Origin of the sequence: Gillisia limnaea DSM 15749, assembly GCF_000243235.1 — a bacterium.
In the GTDB taxonomy this organism is placed as follows: domain Bacteria; phylum Bacteroidota; class Bacteroidia; order Flavobacteriales; family Flavobacteriaceae; genus Gillisia; species Gillisia limnaea.
Genome location: NZ_JH594606.1, coordinates 542,255 through 563,353 on the forward strand (window position 1 = coordinate 542,255; position 21,099 = coordinate 563,353).

23 protein-coding genes and 2 pseudogenes are annotated in these 21,099 nt (G+C 35.4%); 9 read left to right on the plus strand and 16 right to left on the minus strand.

All coding sequences use genetic code 11. The features are described 5' to 3' along the window. Window positions 1-60: 60 nt before the first annotated feature. From GILLI_RS04095 to GILLI_RS04140, 10 genes are all read right to left on the minus strand, one after another. Complete coding sequence (locus GILLI_RS04095; RefSeq protein WP_006987860.1) at window positions 61-1,182, minus strand: ABC transporter permease; 1,122 nt, start codon at window positions 1,180-1,182, stop codon at window positions 61-63. Then, the gene (locus tag GILLI_RS04100; protein WP_006987861.1) at window positions 1,182-2,288 is read right to left on the minus strand and encodes an ABC transporter permease; all 1,107 of its coding nucleotides are present in this window, start codon (window positions 2,286-2,288) and stop codon (window positions 1,182-1,184) included. The genes GILLI_RS04095 and GILLI_RS04100 overlap by 1 nt, the downstream gene beginning before the upstream one ends. A gap of 58 nt (window positions 2,289-2,346) precedes the next feature. Next, window positions 2,347-3,081 carry an ABC transporter ATP-binding protein gene (locus GILLI_RS04105; protein ID WP_006987862.1) on the minus strand — a complete coding sequence of 245 codons (735 nt, stop codon included), beginning with the start codon at window positions 3,079-3,081 and terminating at the stop codon, window positions 2,347-2,349. Window positions 3,082-3,106: 25 nt separating this feature from the next. Next, window positions 3,107-4,009 (minus strand): ABC transporter ATP-binding protein, encoded by a 903-nt coding sequence (locus GILLI_RS04110; RefSeq protein ID WP_006987863.1) that lies wholly within the window; start codon window positions 4,007-4,009, stop codon window positions 3,107-3,109. Between the two features lie 23 nt (window positions 4,010-4,032). Next, window positions 4,033-4,509, minus strand: a complete 477-nt coding sequence (locus tag GILLI_RS04115) for a Dps family protein (protein ID WP_006987864.1) — start codon at window positions 4,507-4,509, stop codon at window positions 4,033-4,035. Between the two features lie 22 nt (window positions 4,510-4,531). Beyond that, window positions 4,532-5,008: a hypothetical protein gene (locus GILLI_RS04120; RefSeq protein ID WP_006987865.1), complete on the minus strand. Its 477-nt coding sequence runs from the start codon at window positions 5,006-5,008 to the stop codon at window positions 4,532-4,534. Between the two features lie 120 nt (window positions 5,009-5,128). Then, the gene (locus tag GILLI_RS04125; protein WP_006987866.1) at window positions 5,129-5,842 is read right to left on the minus strand and encodes a VIT1/CCC1 transporter family protein; all 714 of its coding nucleotides are present in this window, start codon (window positions 5,840-5,842) and stop codon (window positions 5,129-5,131) included. Between the two features lie 65 nt (window positions 5,843-5,907). Next, window positions 5,908-6,795 (minus strand): HlyD family secretion protein, encoded by an 888-nt coding sequence (locus GILLI_RS04130; RefSeq protein ID WP_006987867.1) that lies wholly within the window; start codon window positions 6,793-6,795, stop codon window positions 5,908-5,910. Between the two features lie 7 nt (window positions 6,796-6,802). Beyond that, the gene (locus GILLI_RS04135; RefSeq protein ID WP_245545597.1) at window positions 6,803-8,074 is read right to left on the minus strand and encodes a TolC family protein; all 1,272 of its coding nucleotides are present in this window, start codon (window positions 8,072-8,074) and stop codon (window positions 6,803-6,805) included. 1 nt (window position 8,075) lies between these two features. Continuing rightward, a complete protein-coding gene (locus GILLI_RS04140; protein WP_040506400.1) occupies window positions 8,076-8,684 on the minus strand; it encodes a TetR/AcrR family transcriptional regulator in 609 nt (202 codons plus the stop codon). A gap of 99 nt (window positions 8,685-8,783) precedes the next feature. Here GILLI_RS04140 and GILLI_RS19100 point away from each other — a divergent pair, with 99 nt between their 5' ends. The 8 genes and pseudogenes from GILLI_RS19100 (at window position 8,784) to GILLI_RS04170 (ending at window position 15,281) form a co-directional block, all read left to right on the plus strand. Further along, the gene (locus tag GILLI_RS19100) at window positions 8,784-9,311 is read left to right on the plus strand and encodes a hypothetical protein (RefSeq protein WP_342633057.1); all 528 of its coding nucleotides are present in this window, start codon (window positions 8,784-8,786) and stop codon (window positions 9,309-9,311) included. 48 nt (window positions 9,312-9,359) lie between these two features. Continuing rightward, on the plus strand, window positions 9,360-9,626 hold the full coding sequence (locus GILLI_RS19105; RefSeq protein ID WP_342633058.1) for a serine hydrolase domain-containing protein: 267 nt from the start codon (window positions 9,360-9,362) through the stop codon (window positions 9,624-9,626). 15 nt (window positions 9,627-9,641) lie between these two features. Next, a pseudogene (locus GILLI_RS19110) lies at window positions 9,642-10,130 on the plus strand (serine hydrolase); the annotation flags it as partial. Window positions 10,131-10,641: 511 nt separating this feature from the next. Continuing rightward, window positions 10,642-11,874 (plus strand): type III sulfide quinone reductase, selenoprotein subtype, encoded by a 1,233-nt coding sequence (sqr, locus tag GILLI_RS04150; RefSeq protein WP_006987870.1) that lies wholly within the window; start codon window positions 10,642-10,644, stop codon window positions 11,872-11,874. Between the two features lie 42 nt (window positions 11,875-11,916). After that, window positions 11,917-12,225 (plus strand): TusE/DsrC/DsvC family sulfur relay protein, encoded by a 309-nt coding sequence (locus tag GILLI_RS04155; protein WP_006987871.1) that lies wholly within the window; start codon window positions 11,917-11,919, stop codon window positions 12,223-12,225. A 22-nt stretch (window positions 12,226-12,247) separates the two neighbouring features. Continuing rightward, the gene (locus tag GILLI_RS04160; protein ID WP_006987872.1) at window positions 12,248-12,724 is read left to right on the plus strand and encodes a DsrE/DsrF/DrsH-like family protein; all 477 of its coding nucleotides are present in this window, start codon (window positions 12,248-12,250) and stop codon (window positions 12,722-12,724) included. Between the two features lie 214 nt (window positions 12,725-12,938). Continuing rightward, window positions 12,939-13,844 (plus strand): DUF4382 domain-containing protein, encoded by a 906-nt coding sequence (locus GILLI_RS04165; protein ID WP_006987873.1) that lies wholly within the window; start codon window positions 12,939-12,941, stop codon window positions 13,842-13,844. A 96-nt stretch (window positions 13,845-13,940) separates the two neighbouring features. Then, complete coding sequence (locus tag GILLI_RS04170) at window positions 13,941-15,281, plus strand: OmpP1/FadL family transporter (RefSeq protein WP_006987874.1); 1,341 nt, start codon at window positions 13,941-13,943, stop codon at window positions 15,279-15,281. 371 nt (window positions 15,282-15,652) lie between these two features. Here GILLI_RS04170 and GILLI_RS17940 read toward each other — a convergent pair whose 3' ends face one another. From GILLI_RS17940 to GILLI_RS04180, 3 genes are all read right to left on the minus strand, one after another. Then, complete coding sequence (locus GILLI_RS17940) at window positions 15,653-15,862, minus strand: ATP-binding protein (protein ID WP_217179236.1); 210 nt, start codon at window positions 15,860-15,862, stop codon at window positions 15,653-15,655. After that, complete coding sequence (locus GILLI_RS18315; RefSeq protein WP_156798642.1) at window positions 15,814-16,014, minus strand: hypothetical protein; 201 nt, start codon at window positions 16,012-16,014, stop codon at window positions 15,814-15,816. The genes GILLI_RS17940 and GILLI_RS18315 overlap by 49 nt, the downstream gene beginning before the upstream one ends. Window positions 16,015-16,122: 108 nt before the next feature. Continuing rightward, window positions 16,123-17,937 (minus strand): serine hydrolase domain-containing protein, encoded by a 1,815-nt coding sequence (locus tag GILLI_RS04180; RefSeq protein WP_006987875.1) that lies wholly within the window; start codon window positions 17,935-17,937, stop codon window positions 16,123-16,125. Window positions 17,938-18,393: 456 nt separating this feature from the next. Here GILLI_RS04180 and GILLI_RS18775 point away from each other — a divergent pair, with 456 nt between their 5' ends. Beyond that, the gene (locus GILLI_RS18775; protein ID WP_245545598.1) at window positions 18,394-18,657 is read left to right on the plus strand and encodes a hypothetical protein; all 264 of its coding nucleotides are present in this window, start codon (window positions 18,394-18,396) and stop codon (window positions 18,655-18,657) included. Window positions 18,658-19,057: 400 nt separating this feature from the next. On the opposite strand, the gene GILLI_RS04190 is transcribed toward GILLI_RS18775, so the two are convergent. From GILLI_RS04190 to GILLI_RS04200, 3 genes and pseudogenes are all read right to left on the minus strand, one after another. After that, window positions 19,058-19,792, minus strand: coding sequence for a CPBP family intramembrane glutamic endopeptidase (locus tag GILLI_RS04190; protein ID WP_006987876.1), 735 nt, complete (start codon window positions 19,790-19,792; stop codon window positions 19,058-19,060). 77 nt (window positions 19,793-19,869) lie between these two features. After that, window positions 19,870-20,328: a Crp/Fnr family transcriptional regulator gene (locus tag GILLI_RS04195; RefSeq protein ID WP_050855581.1), complete on the minus strand. Its 459-nt coding sequence runs from the start codon at window positions 20,326-20,328 to the stop codon at window positions 19,870-19,872. Window positions 20,329-20,579: 251 nt separating this feature from the next. Beyond that, window positions 20,580-21,099, minus strand: a pseudogene (locus tag GILLI_RS04200) (ABC transporter permease/M1 family aminopeptidase); the annotation flags it as partial.

Below are 21,099 nucleotides of genomic sequence, written 5' to 3' on the forward strand. Positions count from 1 at the left end.
CCACCAATGAAATAAATATTTATTGGAGCCCTATAAGACATTTCTGCAAGTACCTTCACATTAGTTTGTTTTCTTATAACTCCATACCGCCAGGCCATTCATTATTAAAGCATACAGTAAGGTTTTTAAAAACTGGGGTAAAATATCCTGAAATGAAGAGCCTTTAAGCATCACCATTCTCATGACTTCAACGAAATATTTTATAGGATTGAATTCTGTGATGATCTGTGCCCAGCCCGGCATACTTTCTATAGGGGTAAACAGCCCGCTCATCAAAATAAAGATCACCACAAAAAACCAGGCTATAAACATGGCTTGTTGTTGGGTATCTGTAAAATTTGAGATAAATAGCCCAATGCCAAGAATCACGAGTATATAAATAGAAGTATAGAGGTACATAAGGCCTAAACTGCCAAGCATCGGGACATCAAAAATCAGTTTTGCTATTAGTAGTCCTATGCTAAGCAAACCCATTCCAATAACCCAGAACGGAAATAATTTACCAATGATAAACTGGCTCTTTTTAATAGGTGTCACATTGATTTGTTCCAGGGTACCTATTTCTTTTTCACGCACAATGTTCATCCCCGAAAGGAACAAGGTGATCATGGTTACTAACAACACCAGGATGCCGGGTACCATAAATGTTTTGTAGTTTAAGGTCTCGTTATACCAAAATGAAGGAATACTGGTAATGTTTACGGGCGTTATTAAGGCATCTTCAGGTTGCAATAATTCTACCTTCAGTTTTTTATTAAAACTTTGCACAATTTGATTGACATATACATTTTCTACCCCCGCTGCTGCACCATCAATGGCATTTATAGTAACTCCTAAATCTGTGTATTTCTCTTTTTGCAAATCGCGCTCAAAGTATGGGGGGATTACCAATAGGACATCCACCTCTCCCTTTAACATCGCGGAACTGGCTTTAGCTTCCGAAGAAAAATCGGTTAACACGCTGAAATAAGTGGAAGCATTGAATTTTTCTATTAACTCACGAGAGTAGGAACTATGATCGTTATCTATATAAGCGAATTTGATGTTTTTTACTTCATAGGTTGCCGCATTCGATAAAATAACCAATTGCAGTATTGGCAAAATAAATATAATGGGAAGCATACCTTTATTTCTAAAGATTTGCCTGAACTCTTTTTGGATGATGTAACCTATAGTCTTCATTACTCTAACCTAATTTTATATTTCTTAATACTTAAGCCAATAAAAAAGAGTGTCATTGCCAATAAAATCAGGGTTTCCTTCCAGAGTAAAGAAATACCAACCCCTTTAAGCATGATGCCTTTTAAGATGATGATAAACCATTTGGCAGGGATAAAATGACTTATTATTTGCAAAGGCGCTGGCATGCTTGAAATGGGAAAAATAAAGCCCGATAATAAGATTACAGGAAGCATTAATCCCATTAAAGAAATCATCATTGCGGTTTGTTGGGTAGCCGAAATGGTTGAAATTAAAATCCCCAATGTTAAAGAGGTAATTATAAATAACACACTTTCCAGACCCAATAAAAAGAGGCTTCCCTGTACAGGCATTTTAAAAATAAAAATGCTTAGTAGAATAATAACAACAGCATTGATCATCGATAGAAAAATATAGGGCACCACCTTTCCAATAATTACCTGAAAAGGTTTTAGTGGAGACACCAACAAGATCTCCATAGTGCCCAATTCTTTTTCCCTGGTGATAGAAATAGAGGTCATCATGGCAGATACCAACATTAAAATGATAGTCATCACGCCAGGAACAAACATAAACACGCTCTTTAACTCAGGGTTATATATCATTCGGGTTTGCGGAACGATTTGATATACTATTTTGATGTCTTTATTTTGGTCTAGCTGGTAGTTTTGAAGGATCGAATTTATATAATTGCTTATGGTATTGGCTGTATTGGGATCGGTGGCATCGGTTATTACCTGAATGGTCGCCTGTTTTTCTTTTACAAGGTTTTTGCTGAAATCATTTTCGAAATTTAAAACCGCTTTGATTTTTCCTTTTTTAAAAGCAGCTTCAATATCTGCTTCCTGCTCTATAAATTGATTGATGCTGAAATATTTTGATGCTGAGATTTTATTGATAATCTCCCCGGTAGTAGCATCTTTGGAGTGATCTAAAATAGCGATCTCCACATTATTGATCTCGTTGGTAATGGCAAAACCAAAAAGTAGTATTTGGGCAATCGGCATACCAAATAAGATGAATAGCGAACGCTTATCCCTGAAGATATGGTAAAACTCTTTTTCTATAAATCCTAAAAAACGTTTCATGTGCCCATAATTATTTTAATACCACCTAGATTCCAAATAAATGTTTCGTCTGTTGATGTCATTCTATGTTTCGAGCTAATTTTAAAAAAACCTCATTCATCGAGTCCACTTTAAATTGATCTTTTAGCTTTTTTGGAGTATCTAAGGCCTCAATTTTTCCTTCTACCATAATAGAAACCCTATCACAATATTCGGCTTCGTCCATATAGTGAGTGGTTACAAAAATGGTAGTGCCCTGGTTGGCCGATTTATATATCATTTCCCAAAACTGTCTTCTTGTAATAGGATCTACACCCCCAGTGGGTTCATCTAAGAACACTATTTGCGGCTCATGAAGCAGCGATACGGAAAATGAAATTTTCTGCTTCCAGCCCAGGGGCAGGGAACCAACTAATTGGTTGGCCACTTCCTGTAGCCCCAACTCCTCTAAGAGTGCTATGGTTTTTTCTTTGATTTTTGGACGGGATAAACCATAAATTCCGCCAAAAAATGTAATGTTTTCTTTAACCGTTAAATCATCGTATAAGGCAAATTTCTGGCTCATATAACCAATGTTTTTCTTAATATCTTCGGCATGAGTAAACACATCAAAACCCGCTACTTTTGCCTTGCCTGAAGTAGGCTTTGAGATACCGATAAGCATTTTCATTGCCGTTGTTTTCCCCGCACCATTGGCTCCAAGGAACCCGAAAATCTCTCCTTTTTTAACCTCAAATGTAATAGCGTTTACTGCGGTAAAATCACCAAACATTTTGGTGAGGTTTTCTACTTCTATGACATTTGTCTTTTTCATTTTTCTTTTAAAAACCGCCAGGTGTTTATTTTGCTAATTCCATAAAAGTATCTTCTATGGTTGGTTTTGTACTTTGTATGCTTACCCCTGTTAAATTTTCAGCTTCCAGGTACTTTTTCAAATCGTTTAATTCAAAATTGGTACGTTGATCTGTATAATGAACAAATTCTCCAAAAGGATATACGCTATAGCTGTGTTCATAGGCATTTAAGCTTAAGATCAATTGATACATATTATTTGCGCCTATGTTGTAAATGGTTTTTGGGTAATGTTTTACAATAGCTTCCGGGGTATCTATTTTTAAGATCTTCCCATCCTGTATCAATGCTATCCTGTCACATAGGGCGGCTTCATCCATATAAGGTGTGGAAACCAAAATGGTGATGCCTTTTTGTTGCAGTCGTTTAAGCATTTCCCAGAATTCCTTTCTTGAAACTGGATCCACACCTGTGGTGGGCTCATCAAGAAACAGCACTTTTGGTTTATGGATCAATGCACAGCTCAAGGCCAGTTTTTGTTTCATCCCACCAGAAAGTTTCCCAGCACGGCGATTTTTAAACGGTTCAATTTGCACATAAATATCTTTGATCAATTCGTAATTCTCATCAATTGTGGTCCCAAAAATGGTCGCGAAAAATTTCAGGTTTTCCTCAACCGTCAGGTCCTGATACAAAGAGAATTTTCCGGGCATATAGCCTACATTTTGGCGTATTGCTTTATAGTCTTTAACTACATCAAAGCCAGCTACGTTTGCAGTGCCCTCATCAGCAAACAATAAAGTGGTCAAAATTCTAAATAAGGTGGTTTTCCCAGCACCATCAGGGCCAATTAAACCAAACAGCTCGTTCTCTTTTACCTCAAAAGAAATATCTTTCAAAGCCTCGACCTTCTTGTATGATTTGCTGATATGTTGCAGGGTAATACTCACGTTTTTATAGTAGTTTTTTTAAGTTATTTTTTTAGAAATGAAGAATACATCCAAACCTGTTTTTCTTGTAATTGGATGTAATCACTCATTAGGGCGTTAGTGCCTTCATCGTCTGCATCACTTGCAATATCCAGGATTTCCCTTTGCAAAATTAAAATCACTTGAAAGCCATCCAAAATATGTTCAACCGCTACTAAGCCATCTGACACCTTTTTGCTTTCCGATATTTTTGATGATTTAGTATAACTTGAATATGCATGTTCCGGTGAATATCCCAAGGTTAAAATTCGTTCTGCTACTTCATCAATTTTTAACTGTAAATCATTGTACAGCTCTTCAAATTTTAAATGCAGTTCAAAAAATTTATCTCCTTTGATATTCCATTGAAACCCTCTTGTGTTCTGGTAAAAAATTGAATAGTTTGCTAATAGCGCGTTCAATTTATCGGCGAGTATTTTTGATTTATCTATGTTTAAACCAATTCTATTTAGATTTTTCATAATTGGTGTTTTTAATTTATATTTATTGAAAATATTTATAATATCCTTTCAGATTTTCCTCTATTCTGTAAGTGAGCATAGTCGCTTGACCTAGCGCAGAAGTATTTGATAAAGCCTCAATTTTCTCAATTAACGGAACCAAGAATATATGAAGGTTGTCGTGCGAAGCTCCTTTCATCGTACATTCTTTTACTATAAAATTCTTTTCTTCATTAAGTTTTGAAGCGAGGCTATGATAATCTTCCAGGGTTTTTGGGTTGCTGGATTTAATTAGATCGAGCATTTTTGCCACACCCTGAGTTGTTTCCAAATTGGCTTGCCATTTGGAACCATCATCAAGTTTTATTTCATTCACCCAGGTGTTATCCATAGGAGTAGACTGGGTACTTTCCTCTGCTTTTTCTTCAGTCATAACATCTTTGGCCTCCGTACTTTTACTATCCTTGCAGCTTATTAAAAAGGCTGAAATAATTGCTATTGTTAAGATTACTTTTTTCATATATAGGTATTTATTGTTTTTTAATGGTCTCCCGATATAGCTATCGGGAGCAATTCGCATATCTTCAAGGGTGTTTGTATCGTATTCGGGTTATGCTCATTTCATATGTGTTTAATTTTATTAGGTATTCATTCCAAATAAATACCCAACGAAGGCAGTAAGACCCATAGCTAAAGTTCCCCAAAACGTAATTCTTATAATTGCTTTCCAGATACTTGAACCGCCTGTTTTGGCAGCTACTATTCCTAAAATTATTAGAAAAAAACTAGCTGAGCCATATAAGGTGTATTCCATACCTTTTAAGGGTAGAAATATCGTTACGATAAGGGGAAGTATTCCTCCAACAACAAATGAGGCTCCAGAAGCTAGTGCTGCCTGCAAGGGTTTTGCCTGACTAATTTCATTAATTCCCAATTCATCTCTCACATGAGCCGCCAAAGCATCCTTTTCTGTAAATTCCTTTGCTACGATGAAAGCAGTTTCTTTTTTTAATCCTCGTTTTTCATAAATTTCTGCCAGTCGATGCAGCTCTATTTCCGGCATTTCGTTTAATTCTACTTTTTCACGCTCGATATCAGCTTTTTCAATATCTGTTTGAGAACTTACAGAAACATATTCACCTGCAGCCATTGATAAAGCTCCTGCGACCAAACCTGCTAATGCTGCCAACACAACAGGATCTCTCATGTTACTTGCAGCAGCTACTCCTATCGCAATACTAGCTGTAGATAAAATCCCATCATTAGCCCCAAGAACCGCCGCTCTCAACCAATTACTCCGATGTATAAAATGGTTATCTAAATAATTATCTAAGTTGTCTGTATTCGTTTCCATTGATATGATATTTTTTATACACAGCTAAGACTGCTTTATATTCCATTTAATCACTGCATATTGATTTATAGACTATTAACCCACATTTCGGCGGGCATTCCAATCTTTAGACTGCCGTCGTTTTTTACATCTATTTTTACCGCATACACCAGGGCCACGCGTTCTTCTTTTGTCTGAATGATCTTAGGTGTGAATTCTGCTTCAGAGGCAATCCAACTAATCTTGCCTTTATAGGATTTCATAGTGTCTCCATCATCTATTTTCACGGTAACTTCCTGTCCTATTTTAATGCCGGCCAATTGGGACTCACTTATGTAGGTGCGCAATTGCATGGTCGATAAATCGGCTATTTTATAGAGAGGTTTCCCAAAGCTGGTAATTTCGCCCGGTTCGGCATATTTCGATAAAACCGTGCCTTTAACGGGGTTGATGATCTTACTCTTTTGAATTTGATCCTCAATTATTTTTATTTGAACTTCAGTAGATTTCACTTCGTTTACAATGGGTGCATTTTGAGTTCCAACACTTTTTATTTGTTGGTTTATAACATTTACTTTCCCTACGGCCTGATCTACCTGCCGTTGCGTTGCGGCATTTTCTGAAAACATATTCTGTATCCTGTCTTTTTCGCTGCGGGCGGTTTTCAATTCTTCATCCAGTACTGCTATTTGCGATAATACGTTTCCTGACCTGGATTCAATTGTTTTCAGGGAAGCTATTGCCCGTTGTTTGTTTAAATACAGTTGCGTGGTATCTATTAATCCTACATTTTGGTTTTTCTCCAGGATCACGCCTTCTTCAAGATCTAAAAATTCTATTTTTCCGTTCGCCTCAGCCGAAACCATAATTTCGGTAGCTTCAAAATTCCCGTAACCATCGGCTTTTTCATCATTCCCGCAGGAAATAAAGCTCCCAAAAACAACTACTGATACCAATATTAATAATTTTCTCATTTTTTCATTATTTGTTGTTGTTTTCCCCTCTTAAGACCTTGTAATTTGCTTTGGCCAGATCTAGTTGGATCTCGTGTAATTTTTGGCTTATCATAGATTCGTATAAACTGTTGAACTCTGTTAAATATTCTGAAGAGGTGATTACTCCATTTTTCAGTTGGGAAGTTGCCGATTCCAATACTTTTTCCCTTAAAATAATGATCTCATTATCGGCCTCGATCAGTGCTTCAATTTTGCTTATTTCATAATCGGCCTCTTTCAGTTGCATTTCAGTGTTTAACTGAAAGGTTTCTTTTTCGGTATTCACAATCTCCTGGGAAACTGAGAGAGCTTCCTTCTGGATTTTGGTTTTTCCCCAGTCAAAAACATTCCAGTTTGCCTTTAATCCTATCATATAAAAATCCTGAAACGAATTATCCAGCATATTCAACCCCGGATTTCCGTAGCCAGCCTGTGCAAATCCATAGACTTTAGGTAAATTAGACCTTGAGATCACTTCTTTGGATGATTCTATTTGTTTGTTTTGAAGGTCGAAGTACTGAAGTTCCGGGCGTGAAAAATTTCCTGTAAACAAAAAAGGGAATTCCGGTTTTGAAAGAATTACATCCTGAGAGATCTCTTTATTTATTAAAGCCGAAAGATTGTTTATAGCCTTTTTCCTGTCAAAATTCACCTGGGATAATTGCTGAGAAACCTTTAGATTTTCAGCCTCCAGAACATTTTCTGAAGCAGGTAAAATTGCTCCGAACTTCACCCCTGTCTTTACCTCATCGATCTGAGATCGCAATTGTTCCTGTTTTAAAATCAATAGGTTTTTTTGCTCCTGAAGCAATAGAACAGAAAAATAGGATTGATTGATCCTGTTTTTTAACAGGTACAAATTCACAGCTACCATCTGTTTTTGAGCTTCCAACTCTGCTACTTTTAATTTTGAATTGGCATCAATGCTTCCTCCATTATAAATAAGCTGATTTACATCTAAAGTAGCCCTGTATTGATCTTTGTTCAATGCTTCAATTGAAGAATTTGGAAGTTCAAAAGGAAATTCGATCACTTCCGATTGATATGAGGTCTGGGCATTTAGATCAACTTTTGGAAGCTTTGCTTTTTCCAGTACAGAAATTTCCAGATCGGTTTTATTTTTAAGCAAATCAGTTTGCCTGGTTAAGGGATAATTTTCATTAACCAAAGAATAGCACTCTTCTAATGTCAGTATTTGCTGAGCTTTCACTGAAAATGAAAGCAATAATAAAATTAGTATACCGAGATTTTTCATCATATTAAAGTCTGATAGAATTAATAATAAAGTCGGCAACTTCTGCTTTTCGCCGTTCCATGAGTTCCCGGTATTCTTTTTCCTCTACATTTATCAATCCCTGTAATAATGGCGCGGCAATAAATGGGAAAATGTTCAATGAAATAGTGTTGATGAATAATTGCTCCGCTCTAATTGGTTTGATAATACCACGGGCTATAGCCTCTTCTACCTGAATCTTGAATTTATCTATTGTGGGGAAATCTTTTTCTGTGCGCAGCTTCCCGATAAAATCGGGGTTTTTATTCAGTTCCTGTATTACAAAGTTTGGTAAATATGGATGTTGGATCACGAATGAGATATAATTATTGGTGAAGTTTCTTATTTTGTCAAATAATTCGCTGTCATCATTTAAGACCCTATTCAATTGTGGGGCTAATAATCTGAAAGCATTTTTAAAAACCGCCTCAAAGAGCAACTGTTTGCTTCGGTAGTAGTAATGCAACATAGATTTGTTTATTCTCGCTTTATCGGCAATTTCCTGCATCCTGCTTCCCGCCATTCCTTTTTCCTGAAAAACTTCTTTCGCAGCATTAAGGATTGCTAATTCGGTATTTTCTTCTTTTGCTTTCATTTCAACTATAAGGTTTAACCATTTGGTTGACAAAAGTAACTTATTTTATTTAATCCGCCAAAAAATATTATTTTTATGTAATCTTTTTTGGCGATCTAAATGAAGAAAACAGTAAAATACGGCCTTTTAATAGTAATTCTAGTAGGTGCTTATCTTGCTTATTCCAACTACCCCCGGTTGAATATCATCACCGGATTTGCAGCAAAAAATGTTTGTTCCTGCACTTTTGAAGCCGGCAGGGATTTGAGATCCATAGAAGAAGGCGACAACGATTTCTCCCCGGTTTCTTACGCCAAAAACAAAATAAACTTCGATGAGAAGTCGGTTACATCATCCGTTTTTGGTTTAAAACCGAGAAAAGCAGTCTATAAAAACGGAATTGGTTGCATTCTTTTACCTGAAAAATTGACGAAAGGCAAGCCTGCCTATCATAGACCAAACCGTGAATTTTCACAAAGCACCTTGCCATATCCTTATGGAAACGGAAACCCTAAAGATTCTGCTTTTTCAACAGTAAATTATAAAGCTTTACAAGCAGCCGTTAACAATGCCTTTGATAATGAAGCTGAAAAAATAAAAAGGACCAGAGCTGTTGTTGTGCTTTATAAAGATCAGCTGATCGCTTAGAAATACGCTCCTGGATTTTCTGCAGAAACCAAACTTTTGGGCTGGTCGATGACAAAAAGTATAACAAACGCTGTTTTAGGGGTACTTGAAAAACAAGGGAAATTTTCACTTACACAAAATAAGTTGTTCAAAGAATGGGAAAATGACGATCGTTCCAGGATCACCTTGAATAATTTAATGCAAATGAACAGTGGCCTGAAATGGGTAGAAGATTACAATACCATATCCGATGTGACCAAAATGTTGTTTTTAGCTGAAGATATGCCAGAAATCCAACTAAAAAAACCATTGATTGGAGACCCCAACAACAGCTAGAATTACTCCTCGGGCACCACAAACTTACTCTCAGGATTTATTCGGGATCAATTTAAAACTCATCAGGAATATCTGGATTTCTGGTATTCCGGATTAATCGATAAAATTAGAATGAATTCCGTGACCATTGGAACCGATTTTGCAGGAAATTATGTAGGTTCTTCATACAGTTGGGCTACAGCCCGTGATTGGGCAAAATTTGGCTTGTTGTACCTCAACAAGGGAAACTGGAACGGCGAGCAATTGCTCAATGAATCCTGGGTAAATTATTCTGTAACCCCAACAAATACTTCCAAAGGCGAATATGGAGCTCATTTCTGGTTAAATGCCGGAGGAAAATATCCAAATGTGCCCAAAGACCTGTTTTCCAGCAATGGATATCAGGGACAATACGTGTTTATCATTCCTTCAAAAGAAATAGTGATTGTAAGATTTGGTTTGACTGAAAACCCTGAATTTGATGTGGATACTTTTTTGAAAGAACTATTAAATGCAATACAATAAATTCTTTAAAAATGAGCCTTTGATAAATATAGAAGATGCTATTATGGGATGAATCCTGGTTATTATAATTCCTTCATTCAAAAGCAAACAATAAAAATTGATTTATATCCCCGACAGGCTTAAATTTACTTAAGCCTGTTTTTCCTGGAAACAACAAACCAAAAACATAAATTTCCCCGGAAAAAATATTTTTCTATGTAACAAAAGTCACATATATTTTAAAAACAAGACTATATCTTTAGACTATAAATACAATTAAAACTCTATTTAGCCGAATTTTAATTGCATTCCTTCAAAAAATTAAACACGACAAACTTCAAAATTCCTGAGGCAATTTTGTGTGCCGTAAAAATGAACATGTGTTTAATTATTACCAATATACATGACAATCATCATATTTAAACGTAACCATTAGCTATAATTTTGTTGAATAAAATATAAATTTAAGTAAATGCCGCTACATCAAGAATAGCTGCTTAAAACCAAAACGGTTGACTAAGAACTATCAAAAATGAAAAACTTACTAATTTTAGGTGCAGGAACTTCCGGAACAATGATGGCAAACCATCTTAGATCCAAATTAAAAAAGGATGAATGGAACATCAGCATTGTGGACCAATATAAAACACATTATTACCAGCCGGGATTTTTATTTCTGCCTTTCGATATTTACACGGAAGACCAGGTAAAAAAGGATGGTAAAAAATTTATTCCTAATGGGGTGAATTATATTCAAAAAAAGATCGAACAAATTTTTCCTGATGAAAACAAGGTCAAATTAGAGGATGAAACTTTAAGTTATGATTTATTAATTATAGCCACAGGATGTAAAATCGCGCCGCAGGAAACTGAAGGAATGAAAGGCAAAAACTGGCACAAGAATGTTTTCGATTTTTATACTTATGAAGGTTCTTTAGCCTTGAGAAATAAACTAAGGGAATTTAAAGGAGGAAAAATGATTGTCCATTTTACTGAAATGCCAATTAAATGCCCGGTTGCACCTTTAGAGTTTGTTTTCCTGGCTGATGATTATTTCACAAAAAAAGGAATTCGGGACAAAGTGGACTTAACCTATGTCACCCCTCTTGGTGGTGCATTTACCAAACCCAAAGCAACAGCTGCATTAGGTCATTTGTTAAGTGAGAAAAATATCAAAGTTGTAACCGATTTCGCCATTGAAAAGGTAGATAATGAAACCAATCAAATTGTTGATTACGGCGGACAAATAGTTGATTTCGATTTATTGGTCACTGTCCCAACAAATATGGGTGACGATTTAATTAAGCGTTCTGGAATGGGAGACGATTTAAATTTTGTTCCTACAGATCATCACACTTTACAATCCTTAGGGCACAAAAATGTATTTGTAATTGGTGATGCCACCAACGTTCCGGCATCTAAAGCAGGTTCTGTGGCACACTTTGCCTCAGAGACTTTAACCGATAACATTCTATTGTATTTGGATGGAAAACCATTAAAACAAGAATTTGACGGACATGCGAATTGCTTTATTGAAACAGGAAAAAATAAAGCCTTATTAATTGATTTTAATTACACCCAGGAGCCCGTAGAAGGTACTTTCCCTATTCCCGGAATAGGGCCATTAAAACTTTTAAAAGAAAGCATCTTTAACCACTGGGGAAAACTGGCTTTTAGATGGATCTATTGGAATATGCTCTTAAAAGGAATTCCAATCCCATTGGTTAGCAGAAATATGAGCAAAAAAGGAAAAAAAATAGAATAACAAATATTATAAATAACAAATATTAATTTAAAAACAAATAAAATGGAAGCAGTATTAGCAGGTAATAAAGTAAATCTAACGGAAGATGGATATTTAGTTGATTTTTCTCAATGGACAAAAGAAATTGGAACTGAGTTAGCAAAAGAGGAAGGAATTGAAATGACAGATCGTCATTGGGAAGTTATCAAATGGATCCAAGAACAAGTTAAAGCAGATAACGCTTTATCTGTTAGAGGAATCAAAAAAAGTGGGGTACTTGATATTAAAGAGTTTTATGCTCTTTTCCCAGGAGGACCATTAAAAATATCAACTAAAATAGCTGGTGTACCAAAACCAAAAAGCTGTATTTAAAAATTTCTAAAAAATCTAAATCATGGCCAAAACAGTGATAAAAAAAATGCTTTTCGTGTTATCAAAAGCAACTCTTGAAAATGCGTACGCAGCCTTTATAATGGCTAACGGCGCTCGTATGGAAGGTATTGAAGCAGAAATATTCTTTACCTTCTTCGGATTGGAAGCAATACAAACCAAAAAATTAAATAAGTTGAGTGTTGCCACAGTAGGAAATCCTGCGATGCATATTCCAACAATGGTTGGAGGTTTACCGGGAATGGAAGGTTTCGCGACCAAAATGATGAAAAAGGAAATGGAAAAACTGGACATGCCTCCGGTTGATGAATTTCTGGAAATCCTATCGGCTTCCGGCGTTAAATTATGGGCTTGTAAATTGGCTGTTGATATGTTCCACCTGAGTGAAAAAGATTTAATTGAAGATCTGGATGGAATTTTAACAATTGGTGACTTTTACAACAGGGCAGATCAGGAAGGAACTCAATTATTATTTATATAAAGATCCAGTCCTTAAATAAGTCATTATTCAAATTATTTAAGGACTGATTCAATCAGAATATAAGCCTCCTAAAATATCAGACTCTGAGAAGAACCGGTTTTTAGGTTCTAAGGTCAGCCTATATTTTTAAACTAAAAAATTCATATAAATATGTAAATAATTTTACCGGATTATTTTTAATTAATTTAAAATTAAACCTATAATAACAAGAAAAATGAAAACGCTCAAGACAATTTTTATACTATTAATTTTAATAACTATAGCAAGTTGTTCAGATAATAATGAAACCGATACCAGAGCTACCGGAAATTTAACTGTTAAATTAAGTGATGCTCCAATGCATTATAATCAGTTTTCGCAGGCAAATGTAACTATAGACCATATGGATATCAGGAATAGCTCAAACGGAAATTCCTTTACTATGCTTACAAAAAATCCAATGCACAGCAATCTGTTGGATTTAGTCAATGGCAATACTGAAACCATAGCAAATATGGATCTACCCGAAGGGAATTACGATCTTATGCGTCTGTATATTTCTTCAACTGAAATGGTTATGAATGGTGGAGAATCGTATACCTATAATGTTGCACAGCATGGTTATGCCGGCGGCGGAATGATGGGAAATGGGATGAGGCTAAATAGTGACGGTGGGATAGACATCGCATTAGAGCACCCATTGACAATTTCTAACGGAAGTCATCACCAGTACCTATTGGATATAGATGTGAACAATTCCTTTGTTTTGGAAGATGCCGAATATACCGGGATGGGATCGGGAATGATGATGACTATGTCCGGTTTTACGTTTAGCCCTATGATGCGTTTTGTAGATATGGAAACTGCAGGCACCATACAAGGGGTCGTTCATGGAGACCAGGGTGAGCTGGCACATGCTACAATTTCCTTAATGCTGGATGGTAATGTTTACACCAGTACACACACTAATGGCAACGGACATTATGCCTTAATTGGCATTCCGGAAGATTCATATACTATTATGGCTGAGTATGACGGTTATATGATGAGCTCATCGGGAAATGAAGGGAATAAGGGAGCATTGGAGATGGTGTCCGGAACAATCTTGCCTGTAGATTTTAATATGATCCCCGCTAATTAGATATTCAATTTCTAACAACTAAAATACCCCAATGGGTGTGTGATTCAAAGAATTATACACCCATTTAATAAGGATTATTAAATTAAATCAACAATTATGAAAAACCTTTTACGATTCGCATTAGTACTTTTTACAACTTCAGTTTTTTCGCAAGCCGGGCATATAATGCAAAGTGCAGGTTCTGTTAACATGTCTATGGGTGGCGCTGCAACTGCACAACCACTAGATATTAGTGGAGCATTACAATGGAACCCAGCCGCAATTTCGGTATTTGACAGTAAAATAATAAACTTTGATCTTGGTATCTTCTTTTCATCGCCAGAGTTAAGTTCCAGTTTACCAGCTGGAGCAATGGGGGCTGGTTCTCCAGCTGTTTCAGGTATCACAGAGGATGATAGAGGTGCTTCTCCAATGCCTGCTTTAGCTTTTGTATATGGAAAAGAAGGAAGCAAACATACTTTTGGAGTTTCTGCCGTTGGGATTAGTGGTTTTGGAGTAACATTCCCTGAAGAGGCAAATAATCCAATGAGTCCAAGTTTTAACCCTACCTTAAATTCCAATCCGATTAATTATCCTCAACAAGCAGGCGGTTTTGGCCACATAGAATCTGATTATATGTTATTGCAAATTGGATTGGCCTGGGCTTATGAAATAACCAATGAATTGTCAATTGGTGTTCAACCAACACTAAACTATTCAGCATTGGAATTGGCACCAAATCCAACATCCAATCCAACTGCAGCTGGATACCCCTCAAGTGATAAAGCTTCAGCGATTGGCTATGGAGCACAATTTGGTGTGTTTTATAATTCACCTAGTGGATTTAAATTAGGAGCTTCCTACAAAACACCGCAAAAATTTGAGGATCTAGAATTCACAAATACTTATTTAGATAATTCAACTTCAGAAAATGCTTTTAACATGGACTATCCATCAATATTATCATTTGGATTAGGGTATTCAACAGAAGATTTTGATTTGGCTGTTGATTATAGATTTGTAGATTATGAAAACACAAATGGTTTTGCAGAAAAAGGATGGACTCCAACAGGTTCAGTTGCTGGTTTTGGATGGAAAAACATGAATATTATTTCAGCTGGTTTGCAATATAAAGGCATTGAAAAATTACCATTAAGAGTAGGTTATACCTATAGCAGCAATCCGATTGACAGTGAATTGGCATTCTTTTCAATCCCTGCAACAGCAATTATTAAAAATGCATTCCAATTTGGAACCAGTTACCTTTTTAGTGATAACTTTAAGTTAAATGGTGTGTTCCATTATGGTAGAAGCGGAGACAAAACAGAAGGAGAAATATTTAACCCACAGAATATCCAAAATAATCCTCCTTATGGAGCAATTCCAGGATCAAAAGTTGGTTATGATATGACTACAAGTATGCTTATGTTAGGCCTTACCTATACGTTTAGCGAATAAATTATTAGTTAATTTTGATTAATAAAAAAAAAACGGCTTCCGAGGAAGCCGTTTTTTTTTATTATTAGTTAATTTAATGAATTGGAAATTAGCAAAGCTATCTCTAAACTCTTCCTCACAATAAATATTTTTTCAGGTTTAATTATGTAAAAGTTTTAAAGAGCAACTCATTAATCTGCTTCAAAACCAACTTTTTTTGAGTGATGAGAAGCCTTCTTTCGAGTTATACACACTATTAAAACCCTGTTTTTGCATTAACTGTGCTGCCTTATTACTCCTATGTAGTCGGTAAGTAACAATACACAAAAAATGGTAACTTGGAGTACACAGTTTTTGCAACAAGAGTACACAATTATTTAAAAGTACATTGATTAATTTTCATTATCAAAAAAAGTTCTTCTATTCTTTAACCGGTAACTTTTTCCATTAAGATTTATGACCTCACAACGGAACAATAATCGGTCTAAAAGTGCCGTTGCCAGAACTTCATCATCCAGCATTTTAGCCCAGTCCGTAGCCATCTTATTTGTTGTTATAATAAAACAGGTATTTTCATAAATCTGGTTGATAAAGTTGAACAATGCCAGTGCCTGCTCTTTCCTCCATCCTTACCATAGCTGCTTACGACAATTAATATTTTTGATGTGGGTTTTTTAATTTCCTGCCCAACCATCATTATTGAGCTACAAAGGTAAAGGCCTAAAAGGGCGAAGTAATTAATTTTAGATTTCATATTTTAAGTAGACAATTTGTAGACATAGTTAAAAGCTGTGAATTTGAGAATAATGTAGGACTGGTAAAAATGGTATACAATATGAGTAGAGGCTAGTTTCTACTGTTATTAATGCCACAAAGTCATTGGAATCATTCCATTAATAAATAGCAAAACTGAAAATTGTATAATACCAATTAAACCCCAAAATTTCAGTGTTTTTAAATATGATTGTTTATGCTTAACCAAAATAATTATTGATATAATGGAAAAAATGGGCAATAAAACCGATGAAATTGCTAACAAAGCACTCCCCACTGTTAAATCTCCAATATTCATGAAAGGTTGCAAAGCAATTAAGAGAATTGATAAAAAGAGCATTATAAGGGATAAAAACGGCCAAGCCAATGGATTTCTAAAAAACTGGATTTTACGTCTAATAATTTGAGAAATTCCAAAAATCAATAAATGAAATATTCCAAGAATCCCCAGAATAAAACTTGCAGCAATTAAAAGAATATTTATACCGTTTGTTAAGATGATTGTGGAAATTCCATTAGTTACTAAAAAAGAGCCTTGTTCATCTTGGTAAAATGAATGGGATGGCTTTATACGATCATCTGCCTGAAACAGGTTTTTTCCTTTGTAATTCAGATGCGTTGATGGCCCTTGAAATCGGGCAATTTCCGCTCCCTTCTGTGAAACTGAAATTTTTAGGAAACCACCGAAATAATCCATTAACCTAAACGGAACAAAGGGAGAAAAAACAGGAACATAGTATCCATTCCAACTCTTTAAGGATTCTTCAGTCGCGAATGCAATCGTGGATGGTTTTATTTCAGGAACATCTAAATAGTCAATAATCGCTTTGTTAATCTTATTATAGTCAGCAGTTTCGTGGTCCATATTGTAAGAGATGAAAAAGGCTTTCTTCTCGGTTGGAAATATATAATAAAATGCCTTGTAACCTATGATATTTCCGGAATGTGATAAACTAATCCTTCCATACCAATCTTTTTTCAGCACCCCAAATGAATACCCATTGTCCAAACCGTTTTCATCAGCTATGGTAGTCTTTGGTTTTCCCAACTTTTCCATATAGAAAGCATTTACAAATGGTGCGTTGTTTATTGTTCCATCACTCATCATAAATTTTAAGAAAAGGCCCATATCATTAGCGGTAGTCGTGAATTGCCCTGCGGGCCTTAAATATATTGGAGCCGAGGCGACAGTGCTACCATCTTCAAAATGACCCATAGCAAGATTTTCATTAGCGTCTTTGCCTATTTGGGATATGAATTGAAAACTACTATACTCCATTCCCAGAGGTATAAGTAAGTTTTCATCAAGATAATCCTCGTATTTTTGGCCAGTTGCACTCTCTATGACCATTCCTAAAATAGTGAAGCCCATATTAGAATAAGAAAATACAGTTCCGGGCTTTGTATGCACATCCAATAAATTTTTATTCTTTTGGAAAGCATTAATCAAAGGCGTATTGGGTTTTGAAGAAGTGCTAAAAAATTGCCATAACGCTAAATCACTAATTCCCGCAGTATGGTCAAGCAAATGCCTTATAGTGATTGGATTACTCTCCTGCCAGGGATTGTTAAAAGCAAGTTCTGGGATATATCTTTGAACCTCATCATCAATATTCAACTTTCCCTCGGTCGCCAATCTCAAGATCCCCATTGCCAAAACGGATTTTGTAAGTGAACCTATATGTACTAAATTTTCTGAGGTTAAAGCTGATTGTTCATCCTTATTCTTAATTCCCCAGGAATCCGTATAGATCTCCCCATCTTTTACTACAGACCATACCGCACCTGTGAGATCTTGATTTTTTAGCTCTTTTTTGATTTCATTTCTTAGATCCAACATTTCTTGAGCCTGTCCGGGAATCCATCCTAAAATGATACAGAATGCTAGCCCTAAGTATTTCATAAATGATGATTTATAGATTTTGTTCATGGATTTAAACGTTTTGCGTGTATGAGAAGTAGTAAATTAAATAGCGTTTCACTTTCAGTTTGGCAATAACTGTTATTAAAAGCACAGACCTTTGATTTAGCATTAAACCCGCTATTTCTTATACACGCTGTTGAACGAATCCTCCCTACGGTCGGAAGCCCTCTTGAACTATTCAGTTTGGATCTTGTGTTTATAAAAGTAATGGATTTATTAATTTGTAGCTAAACTTTAAATCTTTTATCATGTTTAAAAAAAAGTAAGACCATTGCTGAACGGGCCTTTTCAGAGGTAGAAGGCTTCAGTACACTCCAGAACAATCTAGAGCAAAGCTTTTCCATCAATGGCAAGGCAAAGAGCACCCTAAACAATTACCTCAGATGCCTGTCGCACCTTGCCCTGCACTATAATCAAAGCCCGGAAAAACTCTCGGTGGAAAACATTGAGGAATACCTTTATTATTGTCAAAAACTCCACAAGACCCCTTCTGGAAGCTTCTTTAAACACACCATTTTTGGCCTTAGGGCCGCCTATAAGGTAATGGGCATGGAGGCCAAGCGAGTGGCGCTGCCACAGATCAAGCGGGACCTTAAATTGCCGACCGTCCTGAGCCAAAAAGAAGTCAAAAGGCTCTTAAATGCTCCCAAATTGCCTTCCAACCGCTCAGCAACGGTTATTACAACTGTACTGTTGTAATAACCGTTGCTGAGCGGTTGTATTTTTAAACCAACAGCGCTTGTCAATTTTATCCCCCATAAATGTTGCATTAGTATATTCTCATATCTAAATTACCAACTTAAAATAAAACATATACAATGGAAAATCCATTTGAGATCATAATGGTTATGCCCCTTATTATGCCCCTAAAAAAGAAAAGCCCCGTAAACAAGGTGTTTACGGGGCTTTAAGCGGAGAAAGAGGAACTATCCATAATCTTATTTATCTAGGTTTCATAAGGTCTAATACCGCACCCTAAATTTTAACGCACCGAATTACTCACCTATATAATATTTAAATTTTATTTACATAGTGTCCAAAAGATATCTTTTTATTATCATACCTAAAATTGACAATATCCGATTATGTTTGTTGTTTTTTAAATTAGTCTGATAAAAAAATTCATAAGGTTTATAATATTATGGCTAAGTGTAGGTAAAATTAAATTTCCAGAAAACTTTCTCAAAATACCTAAACTCAACGATGTGATTAAAGTAAGATAAACTATAGTTATGATATCAACTTTGAATTCCATTGTTTCAGTTAAAACCACTCCGTGTGCCATTGCAAAAAGAAAGGTAACTATTATAAAACCCCAACCAAATAGAACTCCTTTAACTTTTTTAGATGGAACAAATGCTTTGCTCAAAATCCACAACAAAATACCACGAAAAACTATTTCTTCCGTAATGCCTGGTAGTGTGGCTTGAAACAAAAATTGTTGTAAATTAAATTCACCTCCTTTAGGAAATAATATCATTTTGAAAATAAAATCAAATATTAGAAACCCAGTAAAAATCAATATTCCAAATTTTAGTGTCTTAATATTAAACTTTGTTGTGAAACCAATATCCTCTCTAATCTGTTTTGAATGATAAAAAATAAAAATAAGTGCAAATATTAGACTCAAAATCATACCACTCCAATTTCCTTCTAAACCTAAAAAATCTAACTTAATGTATTCATAACCCAATATTCTTGTATAAGAGTCAAGTAAAAAATATCCTGCGAAAAGAAGTAGATATTTAGGATTAGTTTTTTTGGTGGTGATTTGTGCGATTATTAATAAAGGTAAAATTATTGCTAACCAAATCAGCGGTGTCCATAATGACATAAGAATTAATTTTTAAATTTTCCACGAAGGTATTTACTTTTAGTATTCAATTAGCGACACTTTTGTTCCAATATTTCTTAGAGAATTTTTCTTCTAATTCGTGTTAATGTTTGTCTCTCAATACCAAGAAATGAAGAAAGATGTGTTAGGGTAATGCGATTGTGTAATCTTGGATTATTCTCTATAAAATTGAGATATCTTTGTTCAGCATTTTCAAATAGAAAACTCTCAATACGATTCTGACGTTTAATGAGTAAGTATTCTGCTACGAGTCTTCCATATTTTTCAAAATTTTTAAATTTTGAGTAACATTGCTGAATTGATGTATAGGGAAAATTTACAATTATACAGGGTTCTAATGTTTTAATGTAAAATTTTGATGGTATTTGTTGGATAAATGAACGATAATCTGTTGCAGTATTATCCTCGCATAGCAAAGCGGTTGTAATTTCTTTTCCATCATCAGATAGGTAATAACTTCTTAAAAGACCACTGTATATAAAACCTATACTTTCTTGAATTATTCCCTCTCTCAAATAAATTACTTTACTTTTAACCTCTGAAACAGTAACTTTTGAAATAATAAAGTACAGCTAGTTTACAACTTTATGAAGTGCAAATTTTGCTGAAGCCCCCGCAAAAATGAACAAAATAGTATCTCCCTTTCCCCAAATTTCCCGGACTATTGAATCCTTTTCTACAAAATATTCCATTCTCTTTCATTTATTCTTTAAATCTATATTTAGCCTAATTGCAAAAACCTTACCCCGCTGCATAACTGGATTTTCTATAAAATACCTTTCTCCTCTTCCTCTTCCTTCACCCCATCAATTTTTACCTTTCTGGTGTTATTTTGAAGGTTGAGATCGATCAAAAGGTGGTTAGGATCAATTCCTGCATTATTAGGCTCTTCAGATACATTAATGATGAATCTTTTCTTTCCTGAATTAATCCGGTGCTTTTTAAGGTAAATCTCTTTACCTGAAGATTTGTCTTTTTCGCGTGGGGCATAAACTCCAATTTCTATCCAGTCTTTCATAGGAACTTCTGTTTCAATACCCATACTGTCCACCGCTATCTTGCGGGCTTTCACTTCCAATGTCACCTGCCACATACCTGTTTCTAACTTCTTTGTAGTTGCTACATCTGTTTTTAGCTCCCAAAAAGTATTTTCGGCAAAGAGATCCTTCACCAGGTATTGCAGTGTATCAGGGGTTACAGCCTGCAACTCCCGGTATAGATCAAGGGTTGTTGGCAAGGGTGGTTCAGAAGGTTTTTCTTTTAGCAATTGTCGAAGTGCATCATTT